This window comes from Streptomyces sp. NBC_01707, from assembly GCF_041438805.1.
Lineage (GTDB): Bacteria > Actinomycetota > Actinomycetes > Streptomycetales > Streptomycetaceae > Streptomyces.
Genome location: NZ_CP109190.1, coordinates 2004479 through 2023117 on the forward strand (window position 1 = coordinate 2004479; position 18639 = coordinate 2023117).

Below are 18639 nucleotides of genomic sequence, written 5' to 3' on the forward strand. Positions count from 1 at the left end.
CGTCGGCTGAGAGGAGAGACAACATGAACAGCACACGACGTGCCTTTCTCGGTACGGCTCTGGGTGCCGCCGCGGTGGCCGGTCTCGGTACGGTCCCGGCGTCCGCCGCCGCGGCCGGCCGCTGCCGCCGCATCCCGCCGTCCGCGATCGGCATGCACCTGTACACCATGCGCACGCCGCTCGCGACGGACTTCCGGGGCACGCTGGAACGGCTCGCGGAGATCGGGTACGCGACGGTCGGAGTGAGCGGCCGGCACGGCAACAGCGCCGCCGACATCCGGCGCATGCTCGACGGGACACGGCTCAAGGCGGTCCTCGAGCATGTCGCGTACGACATCGTGAGGGGCGCCGGGCTGCCGCAGGCACTGGAGGACATCCACACGCTGGGCGGCAAGTGGATCGTCGTACCCAGTCTGCCGGGATCGCTGCACAGTCCAGCCGGATACCGGGAGGTGGCCCGGGAGTTCAACAAGGCGGGGCTGGCGGCCCGCGAGTCCGGGCTGAAGCTGCTCTACCACAATCACGGCACGGACCATCAGGTGGTGGACGGCGTCAGCCTGTACGACATCCTGCTCGCCGAGACCGATCCGGAACTCGTCGGCTTCGAGCTGGATCTGTACTGGGCGGCGAACGGGGGCGCCTCGGCGCCCGGCGAGCTGTTCGTACGCCATCCCCGGCGCTTCCCGGCGCTGCATGTGAAGGACATGGCACCGGACGGGGACTTCGCCGATGTCGGGTCCGGGGTGCTGGACTTCCCGGCGATGTTCGACACGGCGCGGCGGGGCGGGGTGAAGCAGTGGCTGGTGGAGCACGACTCGCCGGCTGATCCGTTCGCTTCGGCGCTCGCCAGCTACACGTATCTGTCGCGGCTGCGGTACTGAGCGGTCCGGCACGCGGTACGGCCCCGGAGAGCGTTGTTCGATTCTCCGGGGCCGCTGCGGTGCTCAGTGGGCGGCGAGCAACTGCTCGTACCAGGCGAGGGTCTCGTCCAAGGTGGCCGGGAGCGGGTTCGGAGTGAGGCCATAGGCCTTCTCGATGGCCGACGAGTCGACGATCTGCGGCTCGGTGTGCTGGTAGAACATCTCGGCGTACTCCGTCATGAAGACCTCGTCGAACGGCCCGAACGGACGCGGCTCGTCGACCACGGTGATGTCGAGCGGGCGGCCGGTGCGCTGCTCGATCATCGTGAGGATCTGCCGGGTGCTCAGGGCGGGTGCGGTGGGCAGGTGCCAGACGCGGCCGTCGCTGTCCGGGTGCGCGCCGAGCGTGGCGAGTCCGGCGGCGACATCGCCGATGTACGTGTAGCTGTGCGGCAGGTCGATGTCGCCGAGGGCCGGCACCGCTCCCCCGGTCAGTGCCGCCGGGAAGACGGCGCCACCGAGGGTGGAGTTGAGCACGCCGGGTCCGACGAAGTCGGCCGACCGGCCGAGGACGACACGGAGCCGCCCCTCGGAGTGCGCCGCGAGATAGCGGGCGTCGAGTTCGGCGCGCATCCGGCCCTTGCGGGTCGTCGCGTTCCACGGTGAGTCCTCGGTCATCACGGCGCCGTGCGTCTCGCCGTACGGGTAGAGCGTGTCGAGTACGACGAGCCGTGCGCCGACCGCCTCCGCAGCGGCGAGGACGGCCTCCTGGATCCGCGGCATGACGTCGACCTGGAGGTGGTAGCCGACGTTGACGCAGTGGTAGACGACCGCGGCGCCCTCGACCGCGGCCCGGGCGCCGTCCGCGGTGGCCACATCGGCGGCGAACCGCTCGACACCTTCGATCGCCGGCCCGCTCCCTGCCCGGTCGACGAGCCGGACCGGGTGGCCGCGGCCGACGAGTTCACGGGCGAGCGCGGTGCCGGCCGGGCCTGCGCCGAGAACTACCTGGAGATGACGTACTGCGGTCATGGCGTACCCCTCTACATCGCTGATTGCTCGTTGCAGCTGTTATGGACAGTAACCTTTGTTATGCCTCATAGCAAGCGGCGCTGTTAGACTGCGTAACAGAAGTGAGCTTGACTAGCGAAAGGGGCCGGTAATGGTCCAAGCCCAGCAGGGGCCGCGCGCCCGATACCGGGAGCAGACTCGGTCGGAGATCAAGGAAGCCGCCCTCCGGCAACTCGCCGAGGGGGGTGTCGCGGCGCTCGCGCTGACCCGCATCGCCAAGGACATGGGGCTCTCGGGCCCGGCGCTCTACCGCTACTTCGCCAGCCGTGACGATCTGCTGAACGCACTGATCAGAGACGCTTACGACGAGGCCGCTGCGGCCATGGCAGCAGCGGCCGACCGCTCCACGGCCGCCTCACAGGGCCCGCGCGCCCACCTGCACGCACTCGCAGAGGCCTACCGGGCCTGGGCGGTCGCCGAGCCGCACCGCTACCTGCTGATCCAGGGCGCCCCGGTGCCGGGCTATGTCGCACCGGCCGACACGCTGGACCGGGCCCGGGCGGTGCTCGGGCCGTTCCTGCCGGTCTTCGCCAACGGGTCCCCGGGACCCGAGGTGGCCGACGTGGTGGAACAGATGACGGCGTGGGCCGGGTCGGACTCGGCTGTGGCCGGATGGGTGGCCGAGTATGTGCCGGCCGCCGACGGCGACACCGGGATGACGGGGCAGGCTCTGGCCGGCGCCGTGCTCGCCTGGGCGCAGCTGCACGGCTCGGTCGGGCTCGAGGCGGCCGGCCATTTCACGGGCATGGGACACGGCGGCGACACGCTGCTGGCCGCGCAGACCGAGATGCTGGCGAACGCGTTCACGCTGGCATGACGCCAGGTCCCGCGGGACGGGGACGGTCGCCTGCGCACGTACCCGGGGCGCAGGGCGCTGCCTACAAGGTCATGGCGGCTGCGCCTGCGTACCTGGGCATCAGCACAACCGCACGCGGACCTGGGCGTCGACGCCTGGACACGCGGACCGAGGCCAAGGCGCACTCGCACGAAGGCCGAGGCAAAGGCGCCGTCGCACAAGGTCCCGGGTGAAGGCGCCCTCACACGAAGGCCGGGGCGTCGACGCCCCGGCCCGTCCCTGGTCAGTCGTGCGCGGACGCCGCCCCGAGGAGATCTCGGATATGGGCGGCCGCGTCCCGGAACTCCCGGCGGCCGAGCGTCTCGCCGTACTCCCGTTCCGCGTCCAGCCCCACCTCGATGATCTCGGTGATGGTGCCCGGCCGTGGGCTCATCACCACCACCCGGTCGGCCAGATAGACCGCCTCCGATATCGAGTGGGTGACCAGCAGCACTGTGGTGCCGGTCTCCCGCCAGATGCGGTTGAGCTCCATGTTCATCTGTTCGCGGGTGAGGGCGTCGAGCGCGCCGAACGGCTCGTCCATCAGCAGGACGGGCGGCTCGTGCAACAAGGCCCGGCACAGCGCCACGCGTTGCTGCATACCACCGGACAACTCGTGCGGATAGGCGTCCTCGAAGCCGTCGAGTCCGGTCATGCGGATCAGTGCGTCGACCCGTTCGCGCGCCCGGGCCGCGGGCATCTTCCGGATCTCCGCCTGGAGCAGGATGTTGCGGCGCGCGGAACGCCACTCGAGGAGGGCGGCGCGCTGGAAGACGTAACCGATGTCGTGCCGTGGGCCCTTGACCTGTTCACCGCCGAGCCGGACCTCACCCGTGGACGGCTTCAGCAGCCCGGCGACCAGCTTGAGCAGGGTCGACTTGCCGCATCCGGACGGACCGACCAGGGCCACGAACTCGCCCGGCGCCACATCGAGCGAAACCTCGCGCAGGGCGGTGACATCGCGGTTCTTGCCGCGGAACCGCACCGAGACGTCCGACACTCCTACGGCCGGAGTGACGGCGCCGCGGCCGCCCGAGGACAGCGGGTCCCGCTCCAGGGGCTTCGCCTCCTGCTTGGGCATCGTCATCCCTTCGGCGCTGTCTTCGCGTCCCAGTACTCCCCGACGGCCTTCGGTTGGGCGACCATGCCGGCCTCGGCGAAGACATCGATGGTCTGCTGCCAGTCCGCCTCGTTGTTGACCCCGGGCGCCTTGCCCTCGGTCGACGAGGTGTGCAGCAGCGTGAGCGTCGTCTTGAACTGCTCCGCCAGCACGTTCTTCGGCGGCAGCTGCTCCGACGCTCCGTCCATCGCGGCAACCGCGGGGCCGGGCGCCTTCTCCGCGGCGGCCCACGCCTCGCTGACCGCCTGCGTCATGCGCCCAGCGAGCTCCGACTTCGAGGCGAGGAGCTTCTGCCCGGCGAGCAGGCCGTTCGAGTAGAAGTTCAGCCCGTTCTCGGAGAAGCGGAGGTACGAGACGGGCTTCTTGGCCTTGTCCTGCATGGTGGGGCCCTGGTCGCTGGCGTATCCGAGCAGTCCGTCGGTCTTCCCCGAGATCACTGCGGCGATCTTGCCCGCCGGGTCGGTGTTCTGGACCTTCACGTCCGACTCGTCGATGTTGTTCTTCTTGAGGAAGATCGGGAACGTCTTGGAGAGTGCGTCCCCGGCCGTCCCCGCGATCGTCTTCCCCTTGAGATCGGCGGGTGACCCGATGCCCTTGGCGTCGAAGGACTGCACGGACGCGGGCGTGGTCTGGAGGAAGACGCCGAGGCTCTTGACCCGCACCCCCTGGTCGACCGCGGCCAGCAGCGCCGGGGTGTCGGCCCAGCCGAAGTCGGTCTGCCCCGCGGCGGTCGCCTGCACCGTCTTCTGCGAGCCCTGGCCCGCCTGAATCGTCAGATCGATGCCGTGCTTCTCGAAGATCTTCTGCTGCTTGCCGTAGTAGAACGGCGCGTGTTCGCCGTACGGATACCAGTTGAGCGTCAGCGTGACCTTGTCCAGCTTCTTGCCCGAGTCACTGGTGGTGGTCGACGCGTCGTTCCCGCCGCAGGCCGTGGCCAGCAGAACGAGAGGTACGACACCGATCAGGAGTCTGCGCGGGTGCATGGGCTGGCCCTTCTCGCGACGGGGTCCGTGACAGCAGTCAGTGGGTGGCGTTCAGTACGAGGTGGTGGCGGGTGCGTCCCGGCGGCTGGCGTGCCAGGGCAGCAGGAGCTTCTCGGCGATCTCGACAGCGACGAACAGGACGACACCGATCAGGGACATCACGAGCAGCCCGGCGAAGAGCATCGGGGTGTCGAGGTTGCCGTTGGCCTGGAGGATCACGTAGCCCAGCCCCTCGTTGGCACCGACGAACTCGCCGACGACCGCCCCTGTCACAGCCAGCGTGACCGCGACCTTGAGGCCGGAGAAGAGATGTGGGAGGGAGGCCGGGAAGCGGATCTTGAGGAAGGTCTGCCAGGGCTTGGCGCCCATCGTCGCCGACAGCTGGAGCATCTCCGGGTCGACCGCCTTGAGGCCGGTGACCATGGAGATCACCACGGGGAAGAAGGCGATCAGGACGGCGATGAGGATCTTCGGTGCGATGCCGAAGCCGAGCCAGACCACGAACAGCGGTGCGATGGCGATCTTCGGTACGACCTGGGCGAACAGCAGAATCGGGTAGAGCGTGCGCTCGACGGTCGAGGAGTACACCATGATCACTGCGGCCACCACGCCGACGGCCACCGCGATCACGAAGCCGAGCAGCGTCTCGTACGTGGTCACCCAGCTGTGCTGCCAGAGATAACTCGTCTTGCCCGTGAGGACATCGAGAGTCGCCCCCGGTGACGGTACGAGGTAGGACTCCACCAGCTCGGCCGCCGAGATCACCCACCAGGCGACGAAGCATGCCAGCAGCAGCGCGACCGGACGCCAGCTCTGCTCGACCGCCCGCGCGAACCGCTCGGCTGCCGACGGCGCGGACCGCCGGGCAACCCCCGCCACTTCGGCGGGACTTTTGGCCAACGCGCTCTGGCTCACTTGAACTCCCTGTGCTTCGGCGGCAGTTACGGAGAGCTGTGCGATCTCGCGATGACGGAGAAGGCGCTTTCAGAAAGCGCTTTCTGATAAGGTGCCGCCACGCTAATGACTGCCTGCACGCATGGTCAATAGGTCGTCCCGAAGTTTCGGGACCCTGCCGCCACCGCGCCCTTAGGAGTCGAGTTGAGTCAACCGGTGACGCGGGCGACGCCGGACCCTCCGGGGTCCCGGCGCGACGTCGGGACGGCGACCCATGTGACGCTCGACGCCGTCGCCCGGGAAGCCGGGGTCTCACCGGCGACCGCCTCACGGGCACTGAACGGCACGGCCCGGGTCCGCGACGATCTGCGGCAGCGGGTGCGCGCGGCGGCCGACCGGCTCGGCTACATCCCCAACGCCCACGCGCAGGCACTGGCCGGCGCCGCCAACAACCGTACGGTGGGCGTGATCTGTCATGACGTCAGTGACCCGTACTTCGCCGCGATCTCCAGTGGGGTGATGCGGGCCGCGGCGGAACAGGGGCTGCTCGTGATGCTGGCCTCGACGTTCCGTGAACCGGCCCGGGAGATCAGCTACGTCTCCATGCTGCGGGCCCAGCACGCCCGGGCGATCCTGCTGATCGGCTCGGGCTTCCAGGACCGCGCCTGGGAGCGTGCGATGGATGCCGAACTGGAGCCGTACGTCCGGGTCGGCGGCCGGGTGGCGGTCATCAGCCGGCACCGCAGCCTGCGGGTGGACACCGTGCAGCCGGAGAACCGGGCGGGGGCCGCGGCGCTCGCCCGGGCGCTGGTCGACCTGGGGCATCGGACGTTCGCGGTGCTCACCGGGCCGGCCGCGCTGACCACGGTCTCCGACCGGCTGGCAGGGTTCCGGGCAGGGCTCGCCGAGGCGGGCATCGGGCTCGGGCAGGTGGTGGAGGGGGCGTTCACCCGTGACGGCGGGTACGAGGCGGCCCGGCGGCTGCTGCTCGATGCGGGGCGGGCGCCGTCCCGGTCACGGCCGACGTGCGTGTTCGCGGTGACCGACGTGATGGCGGTCGGCGCGTTGGCGGCTCTGCGCGAGGCGGGGTTGCGGGTGCCGGAGGATGTGTCGCTGGCCGGGTTCGACGACATTCCGCTGGTACGGGAGCTGTCGCCGCCGCTCACCACCGTGGCGCTGCCGCTGACATCGATGGGCGAGAGCGTGATGGCACTGGCGTTGCGGGACACGAGGGCGGTGCGCAGGGCGCGGGTGGTGCGGGTGGAGGGGGAAGTGGTGCTGCGGGGCAGTACGGGGGTGCCGGGGGGAGTGCGGTGACCGATGGCACCCGGAGCGCGCTGCGTCCTCAATCACCCCCATAGCCTTGAGGGCATGGGAAGGGCCGCATCGACGGCCTTGACTGTGCCGGCGATTGAGGACGCAGCCGTCCACCACGATCGCGTCAGGACGTAGTCCTACGGGTGGATCAGGACCTGGGACAGGGCGACCCGCCCCGTTCCCGGCACCGCGATCCTCACCGTGCGGGTCCGGCTGTCCAGGTCGAGGACCGTCGGGCGCAGTGCCTTGCCGCTCACGTGGACCGTGCCGTCGTCGGTGATGACGTCGAAGTCGGCGGTCGTCGTCGACGAGTTGTTCCAGATCTCGATCTGGCGGATGTGCTTCGTCGCGCCCAGGTCGACCTGCCACCAGGCACCCGCCTCGGACAGCGTGCGGGTGTCCGTGTTGGTGTCGGCGTCGAGGGCGAGCCCGGCGCCCGCCGTGCCCTCGGTGGAGGACTGGGTGGCGGTGCCCGTGCGGGCGAGGTCGGTGCGCAGCTGCTCCACCGGGCCGCCGTGGGCGCCGGCCCGTGCGGCGACGGCGAGGGCTTCGGCCGGCAGCCTGTCCAGGCCCGTGCAGTTGTCCGTCATGACGGATCCCGTCCCGGCGAGGGCGGGCGCGGCGGTGTCGGTCCAGTTGGCGCGGGCGGTGTTCTGGATGCCGTAGTCCGCCCAGTTGGAGACCCACTTGTAGCCGATACGGGTGATCACGTTGTTCTGGACGGTGATGTGCGAGGACTGCTCGTCGAGGTAGATCCCGTTGCCGTCGCGCTCGGTGTTGCCGAAGGCTGAGCGGTTGATGTAGTTGCCGGACAGGACCGTGCCGGGCTGGGCGCCCTGGGTGTAGATCGCGCCGCCGTCGTGCTGTTGCTGTGCGACCTCCATGACGTTCGTGATCCGGTTGTCGGTCACCTTGTTGTCGCGCAGTACGGACTGCTGAGCCTCGGGCTGGTTCCAGCCCCAGCCGACCGAGATGCCGGAGTACGGGAGGTGGTCGATGCTGTTGTGGTCGACGGTCAGCTCGGCCTCGTATCCGGCCCAGATTCCCACCGAGTCGGTGTACTCGACACCGGAGCGGGTGATCGTGTTGTACGCGATCGTGTTCCGCTCCCCCGCGAGCGAGGCGTCGGGCTTCGGCTCGGTGTCGCCCACGTAGACCGCCCCCGACGACAGGTCGGTGAATGCGGAGCGGGTCAGGGAGCTGTCCTTCGTGCCTGCCTCGAGTATCGCGCCCGCTCCGCCGAGGTGGCTGAACCGGGCGTTCTCGATGGAGATGTGCTGTCCGCCGCGGACGGTGACCGCGGCGGACGGCTTGGTGTAGAAGCGGCCCGCATGGTCCACGGGTCCGGTGGCTCCGGTCAGGGTGAGACCGGCCTGCATACCCGCGTAGCCCTCTTCGGTGTCGGGCCGGCGGTACGCCGCATACGCGAAGCCGATCCCGTTGACGACGACGTCGTGGGCTCCGTCGACGACGAGCAGCTGTTCGGTGTGCGGAGTGAGGGCCTGCGCGCGGTTCATGTTCTCGCCCTTGCGCGGCAGGTAGGTGACGGTGCGTTCCTCGGAGTCCCAGACGAACTCCCCCGGCTGGTCGCGCAGTTCGGGGGCGTTCTCGAAGAAGGCGACGCCGCTGTAGCGGGTGGAGTCGACCGTTGTGGTGTCCCAGGCGGGTCCGGTGCGGTTGGTGCCGCTCGCGGAGTTGGTCCAGCAGGGCTGGTCGAAGGTGAGCAGGTCGCCGCTGACGCCGGCGATCCGGCAGTGGTAGTTGCGCCAGCGGACCCGGATGACGGCTTCGGCGTCGGTGGGCCGCTGCCAGTCGGCGATGCCGGTGGCCTTCGCCCCGGTCATACCGGTCCTGGTGGCGTCGCAGACGCTCGCCGCGCACGCCTGGCCACGGGCACGGACGGCGCGCCTGCCGTCGACGAAGAGCTGACGCGGGGTGACTCCGGCGGCGACACCGGCGGTCCACGTGCCGTCGGTGTTCTGCTTCCAGCCGGCTATGGCCCGGCCGCCGGACAGGACGGGCCGGGCCCCGGGTGCGGCGGTCCAGGTGACGGTGTGTCCGTCCGTCCCGGAGTCCTCGGCGCCGAGCCGCAGGGGTGCGTCGAGGTGGTACGTACCGTCTTCGAGCAGGACGCGGATGTCACGGCCGGTCTCGGTGCGGGCGCGGTCGCGGGCGCCTTCCAGGGAGCACGGGCGCACGACCGTACAGGTGGTGCCGTGGCCGTCGGGTATCGCGTACAGGGTGCGGGCGCCGGATGCCGCCGCGGTCGGGGCTGCGACGAGGGCGGCCAGGGCCGCGGCGGTGACGGCGGCGGCGGTTCTCCGTATGACGTTCATCCGACGGTTCATGCGGCGGCCTTCCAGTCGGGGTGGCCCGGCATGGGCGGGTTCAGCGCTCCGAAGAGCCAGTCGCGCAGGAACGCGTCGAGGGACGGATCGCCGGTGACCTCGACGGTGTGGGCGATGAACTCCTCGCTGGTGTAGGTGGAGTCCTTGAAGCGCTTCACCCACTCCCGCATGACCTTGTCGAACGTCCGCCGACCGATCTGCCGACTCAGGGCGTACAGGACGAGCGCGCCGCCGTCGTAGATGTTGGTTCCGCCGAGCGCCTTGGGCAGTCCGGGCGGGCCGTCCGCGGCTCGGATCGCGTCGAGCTTCTCGTACGTGGCCTTCATCTTGTCCGCGAAGACCGACCAGCCGCGCTCCTCGCCGTACAGCCCGGCGTAGTAGACGGCGGGGCCCTCGTTGAGCCAGGCCTGCTGCCAGTTGTCGGGGGTGACCGAGTCGCCGAACCACTGGTGGGTCAGCTCGTGGACCATGGTCGTCTCGTAGCCCGGTTGGCCGTTGGCGTTGAGCTTGAACCAGTTGGTGGAGAAGAGGGAAAGGGTCTGGTTCTCCAGGGCGTCGGTGTATCCGTCGTAGATGTGGAGGCCGTACACGGAGAACGGGTAGCGGCCGAACTTCGCCTCCAGCCAGGCCAGATGGTCGGCGGTACGGGCGACGATCGGGCCGTACTTGTCCTCCTGACCCTGCGGGACGATGTGTCGCAGCGGCAGTCCGCGGTGGCTGGTGCCGTACAGGTAGGTGCCCTTGACGACGGCGATGCCGATGAGTTCGGTCGCCATCCGCTCGCGCAGGGCGAAGTGCCAGACGGTGGAGCCGTCGGCTCGCGGGGTCCTGTCGAGCAGTTCGCCGTTGGCCGTGGCGACGTAGCCCTGCGGCGCGCTGACGTGGAAGGTCCAGGTGGCCTTGTCGGACGGGGTGTCGTTGCAGGGCAGGAAGGTGTCGGCGCGGGAGGACTGGGCGGCCGAGGCGAAGCCGCCGTCGGTGCCGAACTTCCAGCCGGTGAGGCCGAGTCGGGGTGCCTTTCCGTTGCCGTGGTAACGGATCTCGACGGTGAACGCCTGCCCGCGGTGCAGCGGTCGGCCGGGGGTGACGGTGAGTTCCTGGCCGCTCTTGCCCGCCGACAACGCCCATTCCGCGGTGCGGCCCCCGACGTCGACGGAGTCGATGGTGTGGCCGTCGGTGTCCAGGTTGAAGGCGGACAGATCCTGGGTCGCCTTCGCGTCGATCTTCACCACGGCGGTGAAGTCGTAGGTCACCGGGGTGAAGTCGAAGGTCAGGTCGTAGTGGACGACCTGGTAGCCGCCGTTGCCGAGGGTCGGGAAGAGCGGGTCGCCGACGCCGTCGGAGCCGGGGGCCGGGTCGAAGCCGTGGCTTCGGGCACTGGCCGGCGAGCCGAGGACGGGTACGGCGACGGCCGCCGCCACAGCCGCGGCGCCGAGCCGGAGTGCGGATCGTCTGCTGGTGGAAGCGGTCATCACTTCTTGCCCTTCTGGACGGCCTCTTCGAATTCGCCACGGGCCTGCTCGCCGCCCTTGGCCAGGTAGTCCTTGACCAGCTGGTCGTAGGCGGACAGGGGCTTGCGGCCGGCGATGATGTCCTTCAGCCCGTCCTGCTTCAGCGTGTAGAGGCTGCCGGACCCCTTCGAGTCCCAGGTGGGCGAGGAGTACTGAAGGGTCGGGTCCGGCACCATCATCGGGATCATCTTGGTGAACGCGTCGTGGACGTGGCGCACGCCTTCCTCGGAGTCGGCACTGAAGATCGCGGGGACGGCCGAGGCCGCGAACTTCCACGGCACGGTGACGTCCTGGGTGCCCTGCTTGGTGAGGGCCGGGTTCCCCTTGTCGTCGCGGGTGAAGTCGGCCCCCTCGACGCCGTAGTTGATCAGCGTGTACTCCTCGCTGCCGAACGGCGAGGCGGCGAAGTCGGCAAGTGCGAGGATCTGCTCGACGCGGTCGTCGGAGGCCTTCTTGATGTGCGTGTTCTGCAGGGCGATGTTGTCCATCCAGGCGATGGCGTCCTTGCCGACCGGGACGAAGGGGCGCGGGTCGTACTTCTTGTCGATCGCCTTCATTGCGGCGACATAGCCGACGCCGGGCGCGAGGTAGCTCGGCATTCCGTCGTAGACGTACGCGCCCTTGCCGTTCTTGAACATGTCCGTGTACTGGGCCTTCTGCGCCCCGGACATCTGGAGGGTGCCGGGGTAGAAGCAGCCCGCCTTGTACAGCTCGCGGGCGGTCTCCACGGCCTTGCGGAACTCCGGCGTCTCCAGATCGGAGATGAACTTGCCGGTCGTGGCGTCCAGCCGCCAGGAGAACGGGGCGCCCGCCGACATCGCGAGCACGCTCGTGATGCCTGCGATGATCGCGTACTGGTCCTTCTTCGGGCGGGTCAGCTCCTTGCACAGCTCGACGAACCTGTCGAGGTCGGTGATCTGGTCGAGGTTGCTGACACCGATCTCCTCGAACAGGTCGTGACGGTAGAAGCCCGCGCCGCCGGTGCCTGTGCGGGCGATCGGCAGACCGTACAGCTTCCCGCCGAAGACGGCGGCCTGCCAGGCGCCCTTCGGGATCGCGGCCAGGTTCGGGTAGTCCTTGACTTTGTCCCCGGCGAGGAACGGTGTCAGGTCGGCGCACTTGGCCTGGAGGAAGGCTGCCTTGTTGTCGACACCTCCGGACTCCGGGTACATGAAGAGATCCGGCAGGCTGTCGCTGGCGACCATGGTGGAGAACTTGGTGCCGTAGTCGTCGGCCGGGACGGCGGTGATGTCCACCTGGCCGCCGAGGAGTTTCTCGATCTGCTGCCAGGCGGCGTTCTTCCCGCGCGCGGGCGGCGGCGGGGAGAACGTCTCCATCGTCGCGCTGATCGGCTTCGCGCCCGCCAGTGGAGTGCCCTTGGTGGCCCGCAGTGGCTTGGCCGGGTAGCTGAAGAAGCCCTGCGGGACTCCGGCGGCGGTGCCCTGGAGGTCGGCCTCGAGACCGATGTTGCGCACCGCGGTGTTCGGCAGCAGTGAGGCGCTCTTGGCCTCCGCCTTGGCGGTCGTGCCGCCGTCGCCGCAGGCGGCGAGCAGCGGGGCGGCGGCCAGACCGAGGCCGATGCCCGCACCCATGCGGAACAGCGATCTGCGGTTGATGGGGGTGGAGCTCGACACCTGGAATCTCCTTGCGAGAGAGGGACGGAGGACCGGGGGGTGGCGGGGTGACGGTCAGCCCTTGATGGCGCCGGTGAGCACGCCCTTGGTGAAGTAGCGCTGGAGGAACGGGTAGACGCAGAGGATCGGTACGACGGCGATCACCAGGACGGCCATCTGTACGGCCTGCTGCGGGGCGAGCACCTCACCGGCCGATGCGGCGTTCAGGCTCTGCCCCTGGAGGACGTAGGTGCGGAGCACCATGGGCAGCGGCCACTTGTCGGAGTCGTTGAGGTACAGCAGTGAGTTGAAGAAGGCGTTCCAGTACGTCACCGCGTAGAAGAGGCTGATGACGGCGAGGACGGCCTTGGAGAGCGGCAGGACGATCCGTACGAGGATGCGGAAGTCGCCGGCGCCGTCGACCTTGGCCGCGTCGTACAGCTCCTCGGGCAGGTTCATGAAGAACGACCGCAGTACGACCAGGTTGAACGCGCTGACCAGGGTGGGCATGACGAGCGCCGCGTAGGTGTCGTACAGACCGAGGCCCTTGACCAGCAGGAAGTTGGGGATGATGCCCGCGTTGAACAGCATGGTGAACAGCGCGGTCATCAGGATGAAGCGGGATCCTGTGACATCTCGGCGGGAGAGACCGTACGCCATGCCGACGGTGACGAGCAGGCTGGCGAGCGTGCCGAACACCGTGATGCCGAGGCTGACGACGAGCGCCCGGGTGACGACTCCGCCGGTGAAGATGGTGCGGTAGGCGTCGGTGGTGGGGTGGTCGGGCCACAGGACAAGCCCGGAGCTTCGGATGATGTCGGACTGCGAGGCGAAGCTGGTGCCGATGACTCCGAGCAGTGGATAGGCGACGGCGGCGACCACCACGACGACCGCGAGGGCCTTGGCGGCCTGGCCGATGCGGGTCGGCTTCTCCATCCACGGCGGCCGGCCGTCGGACTGCTTCCTGGAGCGGGGAGTACGGGGGGCCCTCTTCGCCGGTGCCGTGGATACGGATGTGGCGGGCGGTTTCTCAACGGTTAGCACCGCGGTACACCCCTTCGTGGCCGAGGCGGTGGGCGAACTTGTTCGCGCCCAGGACGAGTGCGGTGCCGATGACCGCCTTGACGAGCCCGACGGCGGCGGCGACTCCCCAGTCGTTGTCCTTGATGCCGTGGTAGTAGACGTAGGTGTCCAGGACCTCACCGGCGTCCGGGCCGACCGCGTCGCGCTGGAGCAGGATCTGCTCGAAGCCGACGGAGAGGATCTGCCCGAGGTTGAGGATCAGCAGCAGGATCAGGACCGGTGCGATGCCGGGCAGGGTGACGTGCCAGAGGCGGCGTCGGGGTCCCGCGCCGTCGATCGCGGCGGCCTCGTACTGGCCCTTGTCGATGCCGAGCAGCGCCGCAAGGATGATGATCGTTCCCCAGCCGGCGTCCTTCCAGGCCACTTGGAGGGTCAGCAGCCAGGGGAAGGCGTCGGGGTCGCTCATCATGTCGTAGCGCGGCAGTCCCATCCCGCCCAGGACGTCGGGCAGCAGCCCGGCGCCTCCCAGGATCTGCTGGAAGATCGAGACGATGATGACCCAGCCGATGAAGTGCGGCAGATAGACGACGCTCTGCACGAAGCGCCGTATCCGGTCGCTGGCGATGCTGTTCAGCAGCAGGGCCAGGGCGACCGGTACGGGGAAGAAGAACACCAGCTGGATGAGGGCGATCTCCAGGGTGTTGAAGGTCGCGGACCAGAAGGCGGGCTCACCGAAGGCCGTGGTGAAGTTGGCGAACCCCACCCAGACGCTGTGCATGTAGCCGAGGTACGGCTGGTAGTCCTGGAACGCCACGACATAGCCGAGCAGCGGTACGTAGTGGAAGACGATGAAGTACAGCAGGCCCGGCAGGGTCAGCAGCAGCATCACCCGGTCCCGCTTGATCCGCTGCCGGAGGGTCAGCCTGTTCTGCACGAGAACGGCCGGGGTCGGGGACGGCGAAGACGTCTCGGCCTTCCGGTGCCGTCTCGACCGCTTCTCCCGGGGCAGCGGGGGTGCTGTTTCAGCCATGGTGCGTCCTGTTCGGCCGGGTGGCGCGTGGTGAGCTTCTGCGGCGGCAAGTTAGTAAGCGGTTAACCCAAGCGTCAAGGGATCTGAAGAAACGGCTGAGTTATGCGGAGGCTCACTCACTCAAATCCAAGGGGATGAATCCGCAAATTAGCGAGTAAACAGGCTACTTGAGTAGTCGTCATGCTTGACGGTCGGGCATCGGGCTCCTTAGCGTGCCGGTCATTCCACAGAACACGCTTACTGTCCGGAGGCAGGGTGCGAACCACCGAAGAGGCACCGGCTCATTCCGGTTCCGACACTGCGGAAACGCCCCCGAGGCGGCCGCGCACGGTCCTGGTCATGAGCCCCGGACTGGTCGACGACGTCTTCCCGCCGGCCGTACGGGCCCGGCTGGAGGAGTCCGCCGACCTCCTCACCCCGTCCGCGCTCGGCGAGTTCGCCTCACCGGAGGCCGCCGAGGCGCTCGCCTCGGCCGAGGTCCTGCTCACCGGCTGGGGCTGCCCCCCGGTCGACGCGGCGCTGCTGGACCGTGCTCCCGGACTGCGCGCCGTGATCCATGCGGCCGGCACGGTGAAGACGTTTCTGTCGCCCGTCGCGTTCGACCGCGGAATCGTCGTCTCCTCCGCGGCGGCGGCCAACGCCGTACCGGTGGCGGAGTACACCCTGGCCGCGATCATCATGGGCGCGAAGCGGGTGTTCCCGCTGGCCGGGCTGTTCCGCACCCGGCGGACCCACCGCACCGGCGCCGACCTCGACCGCCAGCACTGGCTCGGCACGCACGGACTGACCATCGGCGTGGTCGGCGCCTCCCGGATCGGCCGCCGGGTCATCGAACTCCTCCGGATCCTCGACGCCGACGTGCTGCTCCACGATCCGTACGTCGGCGCCGCCGAGGCGGCACGGCTCGGCGTCACCCCGACCGATCTGGACACCCTCGTGGCGACCAGCGACGTCGTCACCGTGCACGCACCGGACACACCCGAGACCCGCGGGTTGATCGACGCACGCAGGATCGGCCTGATGCGTCCCGGCACCCTGCTCGTCAACACCGCGCGAGGTCCCCTCGTGGACACCGAGGCGCTGACCGAGCACCTGGTCAGCGGGCGGCTGGACGCGGTCCTCGACGTGACGTCGCCCGAGCCGCTGCCGGACGGGCACCCCCTGTGGGACCTGCCGAACGTCTTCCTCACCCCGCACCTGGCGGGCGCCCAGGGAAACGAGGTGGGGCGGCTCGGGGCGCTCGCCGTCGACGAGCTGGTGCGGTACGCGCAGGGCGCCCCCCTCGCCCACCCGGTCCACCGGGCCGACCTGGGGAGGATTGCATGAACCCCACCCGTTCGCAGGCTCTAGGCTCGACGTCACACAACAGTCCCCAGGGGGTGAGCCGGATGCGCCGGCAGAGCACGGCCACGGACGGGCAGCGCCGAGCCACCGTCACCGATGTGGCCCGGCAGGCAGGCGTCTCGACGGCGACGGTCTCGCGTGTCATGAACCGCAACTACCCGGTCGCGGAAGCCACCCGGGCGCGGGTCGAGGCCGCCATGCGCGACCTCGGGTACGTCGTGAACGCGCATGCCCGCGCCCTCGCCGGGGCCTCCGGCCGCACCGTCGGCATCATCGTCAGCGAGCTCATCGACCCGTTCTACGCGTACATCGCCCGGGGCGTGGAACGGGAAGCCGCGCTCGGCGGGCGGCTCTGCCTGGTCTGCTGCGCCCAGGGAGACCCTCAGCGCGAGCTGGCCTTCGTCGAGCTGATGCATGAGCGCCGGGCGGATGCGGTGATCGTGGTCGGTGGCAGCGTCGCCGACCGCGGCTACACCTCGGAGCTGGCCCGCCGCGCCCGTGAGCTGGACGCAGGCGGATCGAAACTCGTACTGTGCGGCAGGCCGCCGCTGGGCGAGCAGGCACCGACGGCCGCGGTCGAGTACGACAACGAGGGCGGTGCCTTCGCCATCACCGACCATCTGCTGATGCAGGGGCACGAGCGGATCCTCTATCTGGGCGGGCCGCCCAAGCTCTCCACCACGCGCGACCGGCTGGCCGGACACCGGCGGGCCCTGGAGCTGCGCGGGGTGACACCGGACCCGGAGCTGACGCAGACCGGTACCTTCAGCCGGAACTTCGGTTACCGGCGGATGGCCGAACTACTGCAGGACGGGCCGGAGTTCACCGCAGTCTTCGCTGCCAACGACATCGTGGCGGCAGGCGCGGCCCAGGCGCTGGAGGAGGCCGGGGTGCGGGTGCCCGAGGACATCTCCCTGGTGGGGTACGACGACATCCCGGTCGCCCAGGAGCTGCGCCCGCGGCTGACCACCGTCCATGTACCGCTGGAGGAGATGGGGCGGCAGGCCGTGCGGCTGGCCGTCGGTGGCGGGGACGAGGACGACTGGCGCGAGCCGACCGCGGGCGCGCTGCGGCTCGGCACGCACATCGTGGTACGCGATTCTGTCGCGCCGCGATCCGGGCGGACCGCCCGTATGTGACCGGTTACTGCGTCACTGACCGTAGTTGGCCATAGTAAAGAGCAGTAACTTCCCCACCCCTCTTGCGGCTCGATAGCAACCGCTTACATGCTGACGGCGAGCTACATCCGTTCCGCACGCTTCCGCCCTTCATTTGTTTCTGCAGGGAGAGTTCCGCATGCGTAAGCCCCCTTTCTCCGCCGTCAGCTCCTCGATCCCGACGTCGAGCTCCTCCTCCGTCGGCCGCCGGTCGGTTCTCGCCGCGGCCGCCGGCGTCGGAGCCGCTGCCGCGCTCGGCGCCACCGCACAGTCCGCCCCGGCCGCGACACGAAGCGCCGCCGGATCCGCCCGCCCCGTGAAGGTGACCGTGACCGCCCGGCCCGCCGCCGAGGCGGAGCGGCTGCGGCTCGGACAGGCCCTTCGCGGCTCCGAGTTCCAGCCCACCGGCCTGTACGTCCCGGCCGGAGCCGCGCTCTCCTTCACCGTCCAGCCCCACGACGGCCTGTTGCCCACCCTCCGGATCGGCACCTGGGACTACTACGGCGAGGTCACCGAGCCCCGCAGCTACCCGCTGACCGCGGGCGCGAACACCGTGACCGACCCGCACGGCGGTCCCGTGTACCTGACCCTGGCGGGGAGCGGCGAGCGGGCCGGCGTGGTCTTCCGGTCCGGTGCCGTACCGATGCCGGTCTTCACACTGGGCCGCACCTCCGAGGCCGACTACCAGCACCAACTCGACACGCTGACCAGCTCGCCGTACGTCGAACTCCACGCCCCGCACACGATCATGACGCTCACCCGCGACGGCGCGCTCCTGTACCGCGGCGAGGACCATGCCGCGCTTCTCGAACTGGTCGAGACGATCATCGACTCGCACGCCCGGATCAGCGGCCTCGACGGTACGAGGCCGGTGCACCGGCGCAAGGCGGGGCCGTACCACTTCACCGAGGTCAGCAAGGTGCCGACCGGTGTCGGCGCCTACGCCACGCACGGCTACAACGGCTTCCCCCGCGCCTATCTCGACCGGGCCACCACAGTGGAAGGGCTGCGCACTCGCGGCTGGGGGCTGTACCACGAACTCGGCCACCTCCACCAGCAGATGGCGTACAAGCCGGGCGGTCTGACCGAGGTCACGGTCAACATCTATTCGCTGGCCGCACAGCGCACCCTGCGGCAGCCGTCCAACCTGCTCACGGTCGACGCGACGACCGGGCTCACCTATTTCCGGTCCGCGCAACACAAGTTCGGCACGGCGGGGCTCACGTACGAGAAGTCCTTCGGCGCCTACGAGAAGCTCGTCCCACTGCGCCAGCTGGAGCTCGCCTTCGGGGACGACTTCTGGCCTCGCCTGCACAAGCTGGTGCGCGAGGAGAACCCGCAGTCGGACTACACGGAGACCGACAAGCGCTACCGGGCACTCGCCACCTACTCCAGCCGTGTCGCCGGATACGACCTCACGGACTTCTACGTGAACACCTGGGCGTTCCCGATCGACGCCACGGGCAAGGCGGAACTGGCGGCGCTCCGCCTGCCGAAGCCGCCCGTCGACCCGAGCACGCTGACCGACTGACC

General features: G+C 69.5%; 15 protein-coding genes. 6 read left to right on the forward strand and 9 right to left on the reverse strand.

Annotated elements, in window-relative coordinates; all coding sequences use genetic code 11:
• The first annotated feature begins 23 nt into the window (after positions 1 to 23).
• The gene (locus OG963_RS09175; RefSeq protein WP_176901984.1) at positions 24 to 881 is read left to right on the forward strand and encodes a sugar phosphate isomerase/epimerase; all 858 of its coding nucleotides are present in this window, start codon (positions 24 to 26) and stop codon (positions 879 to 881) included.
• Positions 882 to 944: 63 nt separating this feature from the next.
• Here the strand turns inward: OG963_RS09175 and OG963_RS09180 are convergent, their stop codons facing one another.
• On the reverse strand, positions 945 to 1892 hold the full coding sequence (locus OG963_RS09180; RefSeq protein WP_362276172.1) for an NAD-dependent epimerase/dehydratase family protein: 948 nt from the start codon (positions 1890 to 1892) through the stop codon (positions 945 to 947).
• Positions 1893 to 2022: 130 nt separating this feature from the next.
• Here OG963_RS09180 and OG963_RS09185 point away from each other — a divergent pair, with 130 nt between their 5' ends.
• Entirely contained in the window at positions 2023 to 2748 is a 726-nt protein-coding gene (locus tag OG963_RS09185) for a TetR/AcrR family transcriptional regulator (RefSeq protein ID WP_093929266.1), read from the forward strand.
• 262 nt (positions 2749 to 3010) lie between these two features.
• Here OG963_RS09185 and OG963_RS09190 read toward each other — a convergent pair whose 3' ends face one another.
• From OG963_RS09190 to OG963_RS09200, 3 genes are read right to left on the reverse strand one after another with little or no spacing between them, the layout of a single operon-like run.
• A complete protein-coding gene (locus tag OG963_RS09190) occupies positions 3011 to 3853 on the reverse strand; it encodes an ABC transporter ATP-binding protein (RefSeq protein ID WP_093769978.1) in 843 nt (280 codons plus the stop codon).
• Positions 3850 to 4869: an ABC transporter substrate-binding protein gene (locus tag OG963_RS09195; RefSeq protein ID WP_093769977.1), complete on the reverse strand. Its 1020-nt coding sequence runs from the start codon at positions 4867 to 4869 to the stop codon at positions 3850 to 3852. The genes OG963_RS09190 and OG963_RS09195 overlap by 4 nt, the downstream gene beginning before the upstream one ends.
• A 51-nt stretch (positions 4870 to 4920) precedes the next feature.
• Positions 4921 to 5784, reverse strand: a complete 864-nt coding sequence (locus OG963_RS09200; protein ID WP_093769976.1) for an ABC transporter permease — start codon at positions 5782 to 5784, stop codon at positions 4921 to 4923.
• A gap of 255 nt (positions 5785 to 6039) precedes the next feature.
• On the opposite strand from OG963_RS09200, the gene OG963_RS09205 reads away from it, so the two are divergent.
• Positions 6040 to 7080, forward strand: a complete 1041-nt coding sequence (locus tag OG963_RS09205) for a LacI family DNA-binding transcriptional regulator (protein WP_093769975.1) — start codon at positions 6040 to 6042, stop codon at positions 7078 to 7080.
• A gap of 137 nt (positions 7081 to 7217) precedes the next feature.
• Here OG963_RS09205 and OG963_RS09210 read toward each other — a convergent pair whose 3' ends face one another.
• From OG963_RS09210 to OG963_RS09230, 5 genes are all read right to left on the reverse strand, one after another.
• Entirely contained in the window at positions 7218 to 9428 is a 2211-nt protein-coding gene (locus tag OG963_RS09210) for a right-handed parallel beta-helix repeat-containing protein (RefSeq protein WP_371798743.1), read from the reverse strand.
• Positions 9425 to 10900, reverse strand: a complete 1476-nt coding sequence (locus OG963_RS09215; RefSeq protein WP_371798744.1) for a M1 family metallopeptidase — start codon at positions 10898 to 10900, stop codon at positions 9425 to 9427. Before OG963_RS09215 ends, OG963_RS09210 begins: the two co-directional genes overlap by 4 nt.
• A complete protein-coding gene (locus tag OG963_RS09220; protein ID WP_093769972.1) occupies positions 10900 to 12573 on the reverse strand; it encodes an extracellular solute-binding protein in 1674 nt (557 codons plus the stop codon). Before OG963_RS09220 ends, OG963_RS09215 begins: the two co-directional genes overlap by 1 nt.
• A 54-nt stretch (positions 12574 to 12627) precedes the next feature.
• The gene (locus OG963_RS09225; RefSeq protein ID WP_093769971.1) at positions 12628 to 13488 is read right to left on the reverse strand and encodes a carbohydrate ABC transporter permease; all 861 of its coding nucleotides are present in this window, start codon (positions 13486 to 13488) and stop codon (positions 12628 to 12630) included.
• Positions 13489 to 13582: 94 nt separating this feature from the next.
• Complete coding sequence (locus OG963_RS09230; protein WP_371798745.1) at positions 13583 to 14605, reverse strand: ABC transporter permease; 1023 nt, start codon at positions 14603 to 14605, stop codon at positions 13583 to 13585.
• A gap of 339 nt (positions 14606 to 14944) precedes the next feature.
• Here OG963_RS09230 and OG963_RS09235 point away from each other — a divergent pair, with 339 nt between their 5' ends.
• The 3 genes from OG963_RS09235 (at position 14945) to OG963_RS09245 (ending at position 18637) form a co-directional block, all read left to right on the forward strand.
• Positions 14945 to 15931 carry a hydroxyacid dehydrogenase gene (locus OG963_RS09235; protein WP_176901981.1) on the forward strand — a complete coding sequence of 329 codons (987 nt, stop codon included), beginning with the start codon at positions 14945 to 14947 and terminating at the stop codon, positions 15929 to 15931.
• Between the two features lie 62 nt (positions 15932 to 15993).
• Positions 15994 to 17088, forward strand: a complete 1095-nt coding sequence (locus OG963_RS09240; RefSeq protein WP_093769969.1) for a LacI family DNA-binding transcriptional regulator — start codon at positions 15994 to 15996, stop codon at positions 17086 to 17088.
• A gap of 157 nt (positions 17089 to 17245) precedes the next feature.
• Positions 17246 to 18637, forward strand: coding sequence for a M60 family metallopeptidase (locus OG963_RS09245; protein WP_093769968.1), 1392 nt, complete (start codon positions 17246 to 17248; stop codon positions 18635 to 18637).
• Positions 18638 to 18639: the final 2 nt, after the last annotated feature.

Excerpts from the sequence above, each read along its gene's own strand:
- OG963_RS09175 (WP_176901984.1), top strand. The coding sequence starts at position 24 with ATGAACAGCACACGACGTGCCTTTCTCGGTACGGCTCTGGGTGCCGCC.
- OG963_RS09180 (WP_362276172.1), bottom strand. The coding sequence starts at position 1,892 with ATGACCGCAGTACGTCATCTCCAGGTAGTTCTCGGCGCAGGCCCGGCC.
- OG963_RS09185 (WP_093929266.1), top strand. The coding sequence starts at position 2,023 with ATGGTCCAAGCCCAGCAGGGGCCGCGCGCCCGATACCGGGAGCAGACT.
- OG963_RS09190 (WP_093769978.1), bottom strand. The coding sequence starts at position 3,853 with ATGACGATGCCCAAGCAGGAGGCGAAGCCCCTGGAGCGGGACCCGCTG.
- OG963_RS09195 (WP_093769977.1), bottom strand. The coding sequence starts at position 4,869 with ATGCACCCGCGCAGACTCCTGATCGGTGTCGTACCTCTCGTTCTGCTG.
- OG963_RS09210 (WP_371798743.1), bottom strand. The coding sequence starts at position 9,428 with ATGAACCGTCGGATGAACGTCATACGGAGAACCGCCGCCGCCGTCACC.
- OG963_RS09215 (WP_371798744.1), bottom strand. The coding sequence starts at position 10,900 with ATGACCGCTTCCACCAGCAGACGATCCGCACTCCGGCTCGGCGCCGCG.
- OG963_RS09225 (WP_093769971.1), bottom strand. The coding sequence starts at position 13,488 with ATGGAGAAGCCGACCCGCATCGGCCAGGCCGCCAAGGCCCTCGCGGTC.
- OG963_RS09230 (WP_371798745.1), bottom strand. The coding sequence starts at position 14,605 with ATGGCTGAAACAGCACCCCCGCTGCCCCGGGAGAAGCGGTCGAGACGG.
- OG963_RS09235 (WP_176901981.1), top strand. The coding sequence starts at position 14,945 with ATGAGCCCCGGACTGGTCGACGACGTCTTCCCGCCGGCCGTACGGGCC.
- OG963_RS09240 (WP_093769969.1), top strand. The coding sequence starts at position 15,994 with ATGCGCCGGCAGAGCACGGCCACGGACGGGCAGCGCCGAGCCACCGTC.
- OG963_RS09245 (WP_093769968.1), top strand. The coding sequence starts at position 17,246 with ATGCGTAAGCCCCCTTTCTCCGCCGTCAGCTCCTCGATCCCGACGTCG.